Source organism: Blastomonas sp. CCH1-A6, assembly GCF_001556365.1.
GTDB lineage: Bacteria > Pseudomonadota > Alphaproteobacteria > Sphingomonadales > Sphingomonadaceae > Blastomonas > Blastomonas ursincola.
Genome location: NZ_LSIS01000180.1, coordinates 1 through 4,870, shown reverse-complemented (window position 1 = coordinate 4,870; position 4,870 = coordinate 1). Strand labels below are relative to the sequence as shown.

Sequence of the window (4,870 nt, the reverse complement as noted above, 5' to 3'; positions counted from 1 at the left end):
TCCCCCACCTCACCCCACCCCGCCAAGTGGGGTGGGGAGGTGGGCCGGATCAACCCAGTCTCCTACCGTCACGTAAGGCACGTCCCGACCTTTGCCTTTGGGATCTCGGCGCTCAATGGCGAGGGCCCCGTTGGCAATCCAAGTTTTCAGAAGGGCCTTTATCCTCGCCTTTTGGAAAGCATCGTTGCTGTCGAGCTTCAGCACTGTCCCGATGATGTGCCCGACCCATCCGGCTGCCTGCACGTTGTCGCGGCACTGCTCAGCATCCGCCGACTGAATAGCTGACTGCACTTCGTACAAATCCCGGGTCGAAACATTCTCAAACGGGTCGGGCGGGACCCAGTGAATTGCCGCTCCGACTTCATCTGTGCGGCCAAAATCGTCTCTGTTTTCCAGCGCGACAGATACCTTCTTCATCCACCAGGCATTTTCAGGTGGGGCTCGGTTTGGCTTGTCATCGTCCACCCGAACGATCGCGCGCTGTTCATGGCGATCAACGATTCCAAAGCGCTCCCCCTCCTCTTTGGACATCGGGTTCATGACCAGGGTGGAGCGTGCCACATTGATAAGGGCGACAGCACCGCGACTGCTTTCCGCCCGCACTTCCTGACCACCCATCTTTTTCGTGTGATGCACGAGTACAATCGAAGAGCCAGTTTCGCTGGCGAGCCGTTTCCATCGCTTGCCAACAGTGTCGATCAGGCTGTTGGAGTTTTCGTCGACGTCATGGCTGGAGACGAACGGATCGATGATCAGCACATCAATTCCGCGCTCGACAATCTCGCGGCGCAGATCTTCATATACCGGCTCGATGATCTGCAAGCCGTTAGGGCCTTCAGTAGCTGTACAAAGACGCTGATCGAGCCCGCTATCAACAAAAAGGCGATCGCCGCATTCGACGTACCCGATGCGGTGGTGGAGCGCGCTTGCGATAAGGCTACGCTCCATCTCTCGCAAATCATCCTCAAGGTTCCACACCCAAACGGTACGCGCCCCCTCCCATACCGTCTTGCCGAGGAACTCCCTCCCGCTGGCTAGTGAAAGCGCCACCCCGCCAACGAAAGTTGATTTGCCGACGCCTCCAGGCGCGATAACAGCCGTTATCTCACCTCGCAGCAGCCACCGCCCGAAAAGCCATTTGCGGGGAGGTATGCTAGCGGGGTCAGGCCAAGCGAATGGCGTAGCTCGGATTGCTTTGGCTGGCAAATTCGAGATACCGGCTCCAAGCTCTTCAGCCGAGTGACTGGCGATATCGTATGCGCCACGATCCATATCCATCACTCCCCCCGGATCGCAGCGGCAAGGCGCGGGGCAATGGCCTGGGGCGGTATGTCGCCAAAGTCCGCGCCGGGCTCGCCTGGGGCGCTATGGGCGCGCGGGGTCGCAACCGGTGCGCCGATCGCGCGCGCGGCCTTCTGTGCTTCGTTCATGCCGAGATTGTCTTTCAAATGGCTGTCATCATCCGCGGCGATGACGATCGCGCGGCCGGGGAACATGCGGCGCATGGTGACCGCCACGGCTTCGAGATTGCGCGCGGTCATGGCGGCGATGACGCCCAGCCCGGTGGCGGCGTGGATAGCCGCCATGGTCGAATAGCCCTCTCCGATGACCAGCGGGCCATCCGAGGGCTTCCCATCGGCCTGGTGCGCCGCGTGTGGCCAGAATAGCCCCTTGGTGCGCCCGCTCGGCAGGAACAGCTTTGTCCCGTCGCCTCGAATGCGCTGCAGGTTCCACAGGGTGAAATCGGCATCGATCATCGGCACCAGCAGCATGCCGCCGGTCTGCCGGATGCTGAATGCCCCAAAGCCCTTGCGGACAAGATACGGGTGCGTCGCATCGGCCTGCCGGCCATTGTTCCAGATCCCCCGCGCGACCATGGCAGCGGTCTGCTGGGCGGCCTCGCGTTCCTTCACCCGGGCAAGCTGGGCGTCACGCAGCGCCCGGCGCTCTGCCGACGTGATCGGCCTTGCCCGGCCGTCGCGGGGCGGCAGGAAACCATCCTCGCGCAGCATGTCCTTGACTGTCAGGGCATCGGCCTGCCCGCCGTTGAAGCATGTCACAAGCAGGCCGTCCGGTGCGCCTGGTGCGACGCGGATTGCCGTTCCCCGATCTCGGGGCGAATGCCCGGGCGTCGGAATAAGGCACTCGTTCCCGCTGACCTTGCCGCCATAGCGCTGGGCGATCGCGCGCAAATCAACCATGGCCAGCCATCCCCCGTCCGATATTGAATTGCTGCTTGATCGCCTCGCCGATCTCAGCCGGAAGGCATTCCGCCCCGGCCTTAACAGCCGCGATCAGTTGCCTGAGGATATCCTCGCTTGGTCCAGGGTCGCCATCGGACATGCGCGCCACGATAGCGATCTCCTCGGCGGCAAAATAAAAGGGGAACGGGCCACATTCCTCGCGCGACCAGTCTTTCGCCCACTGCGCAAAGCGCCAGTACAACGCCAGGACGATATGGAAGGCCTTGCCGTCTGGCGTGCCATAGTACGGCTGCGCCAGCTCGGTCATAGCTTTGAGCTGGGCGGTGCGGCGTGCATTTCGGGCGTCCGCATCGCTGGAGAATTGCAAAGCGGTCGCTTTGCTGCTAATGGCTTGGGCATCAGGTTGGCACTGATTTTCCAAGCCCTGCACCCTACCCGGTGCGGGGCTTTTCAGTTTATTCATGACGCAGAAGCGACCAGATCGTGCAGAGATTTGGCATCGATCAGCCTGCGGCGGCCGATGCACTTCTCTTTAAGGGTGCCGTCTTTCCGCAGCTTCCAAAGCGTAGTTCGCCCAAGACCAGAGGCTTGGGTCGCCTCGCGGATAGTGTACGCTAATTTCATCGCAACCTCCTGAACCATAACGAACAGGAGCGAACAGCTATAGCGGGGCGACTATCCCCGCACCCTTCTCACGATCGCCGTAGTAAGGTCTCTATTTTTCAATAACTTATTCTCAATGACCCATTCGCAAAATGCCCCCTCCATTTGTGGCTCGTCATCCTCCTCCCAAGGTGACAGAGGCATATCGGGCACCAGATCGGACGACTTCCAGCGCTCGAAATTGCGATAAAAGGCATTGGCATTGTCCAGCAAATTGACTTCATCAGGAAGAATTCCCAAGCGGCCAGAAGCCAAATATTCTGGCGCCGATAAGCCACTGGCGATGAAATCTTTGGCGAGTTCTATCCAACGCTTGCGGGTGTCATACTGCTCGGCCTCAGATTCGCGTCCGATGTTCCCAACGACGCGCAATCGCCGATGCTCTGGCATCAGCGGTCCCGCCCGATCCAGGGCGCTAGCCACAATCGAGCCTTTGGCGATCGCCGGGGTTAGCTGCTCCGAAAGCGCCCGCACAAGCATGTCGCGCACATCGCGCTCGATTGGCACATCGCTGGCAAAAAGCTCTGCAAGCAAGTCGACAGGGTTAGCGAGCTCCCCATTTAGCGCCAAGCGGGCCCTGCTTGAAAGGGCCCCTGGGCGGATGATCGGATGAATGTCATCCGGTGCAGCGATGAGGCGCGGCTTATCCATCACCCTGCCCCTCGCGCAGCCGCTCCAGAAACGCCCAATTGATCGCCACAGGCGCGCCCCGGCCGCCCGCAACGCCAGCCCCCTCGCCAGCCCAGCCCGCTTCTATCGCGGATTGGATCTGCGCCAGGGTCAGCGGCGATGCGGTGCCGTCGCGAAGATTGCGCCGGAAGCGCGCCCGGATATCGCGGTCCCTCACGCGGCATTCAATTCCGGCGCAGAGCCCATGAGACGGTCCATATCCTTGTGCATTTGCGCCAGATATTCGGGGCTGTAGCACGAGCTCGCGGCCTTGTTCAGCTTCCAGCGCAGCGCGGTCAGATCGGGCGCGGGCGTGTTCATCAACGCCTCCTCGGCATCGCTAAGCAATTCGCCGAACGCACTTTCATTCTCGTACACCTGGTCGGGCACCGCAAACAGCGGATTGGCAGTCAATATTTCGGCCCGAACATCTAGCGTCATCTCCCGTGGCACCGCGCTCTGAATATTCCGGGCGTTGTGCTCGCGCTCGACGTGGAGCCTCTCCAGTTCCTTCAACGGGTTGGTCGCCTCGATATAGGCGTCCAGATCCTGCTGCGCCTGGCGCACGCGAGCAAATGCGATCGCCCACTTGGCACGATCGGGATTGGTGTTATTCGCATCGGTAGTCATCGCGGCATCTCCTTTGGCTTGCCGTTGGTGATAGGCTGGGCATCGGGTGGCACCCCTTTGCCCAGCCGCTTGGGAACTAGGTTGCGGCTGCGGCTGGGCGCAGATCCACGACATTATCGCCATCGATCGACAGCGATGGGGCGACGAACCGGCCCCAAGCCTCTGCCAAGTTCAAGCGTAGCTCGCGCAGATCGCTGCGAGCGTAGGCGCGCTCGGTGGCATTGCCAGGTGAGTGAGCAAGCGCGATTTCGGAAACGTACCAAGGCACGTCTGTTTTCTCCATCGACCAATCCTTAAAGGACGATCGGAAGCCGTGCACTGTGTAATCGAGTCCTGCCCGGCGCATCATCGCGCTCAAGGTCTGGTCGCTCAAAGGCCGATCGCGGCGCGCACTCGGGAAAATGTAGCCATCGCCGATCGCGAGCGCCTCGGCTTTGTCGAGGATCGCCAGCGCGGCATCGCTCAGCATGACAGCGTGGCCTTTGCGCATTTTCATGGTTGCTGCCGGGCGATCCCATGTGCGCTCGGCCCGGTTAATATGCTCCCAGCGGGCTTGCCTGACCTCGCCAGAACGCGCCGCGGTCAGGATCGTGAACAGCAGCGCCAGCCGCGCAGACGTCACGCCCTTGCCGTCATCCATGGCTTCAAGCTGACGAGCGACGAACGCGGGCACATCCGCAAAAGGCATCGACGAAAAATGGCGG

General features: G+C 61.2%; 8 protein-coding genes. All 8 read right to left on the bottom strand.

The window, feature by feature from the left end:
- Positions 1-9: 9 nt before the first annotated feature.
- A complete protein-coding gene (locus AX735_RS07695) occupies positions 10-1,278 on the bottom strand; it encodes an ATP-binding protein (RefSeq protein WP_066278157.1) in 1,269 nt (422 codons plus the stop codon).
- Positions 1,278-2,201 (bottom strand): toprim domain-containing protein, encoded by a 924-nt coding sequence (locus tag AX735_RS07690; protein ID WP_066278151.1) that lies wholly within the window; start codon positions 2,199-2,201, stop codon positions 1,278-1,280. Before AX735_RS07690 ends, AX735_RS07695 begins: the two co-directional genes overlap by 1 nt.
- The gene (locus AX735_RS07685) at positions 2,194-2,667 is read right to left on the bottom strand and encodes a hypothetical protein (protein WP_066278150.1); all 474 of its coding nucleotides are present in this window, start codon (positions 2,665-2,667) and stop codon (positions 2,194-2,196) included. Before AX735_RS07685 ends, AX735_RS07690 begins: the two co-directional genes overlap by 8 nt.
- Positions 2,664-2,828: a helix-turn-helix domain-containing protein gene (locus AX735_RS07680; RefSeq protein WP_202189530.1), complete on the bottom strand. Its 165-nt coding sequence runs from the start codon at positions 2,826-2,828 to the stop codon at positions 2,664-2,666. Before AX735_RS07680 ends, AX735_RS07685 begins: the two co-directional genes overlap by 4 nt.
- A gap of 51 nt (positions 2,829-2,879) precedes the next feature.
- Positions 2,880-3,518: a hypothetical protein gene (locus AX735_RS07675; RefSeq protein ID WP_066278139.1), complete on the bottom strand. Its 639-nt coding sequence runs from the start codon at positions 3,516-3,518 to the stop codon at positions 2,880-2,882.
- Positions 3,511-3,714, bottom strand: a complete 204-nt coding sequence (locus tag AX735_RS07670; RefSeq protein ID WP_066278138.1) for a hypothetical protein — start codon at positions 3,712-3,714, stop codon at positions 3,511-3,513. The genes AX735_RS07675 and AX735_RS07670 overlap by 8 nt, the downstream gene beginning before the upstream one ends.
- Complete coding sequence (locus AX735_RS07665; protein WP_066278135.1) at positions 3,711-4,166, bottom strand: hypothetical protein; 456 nt, start codon at positions 4,164-4,166, stop codon at positions 3,711-3,713. Before AX735_RS07665 ends, AX735_RS07670 begins: the two co-directional genes overlap by 4 nt.
- 76 nt (positions 4,167-4,242) lie before the next feature.
- Positions 4,243-4,870: site-specific integrase (locus AX735_RS07660; RefSeq protein ID WP_156447445.1), on the bottom strand; the 628-nt coding region annotated here is incomplete at its 5' end.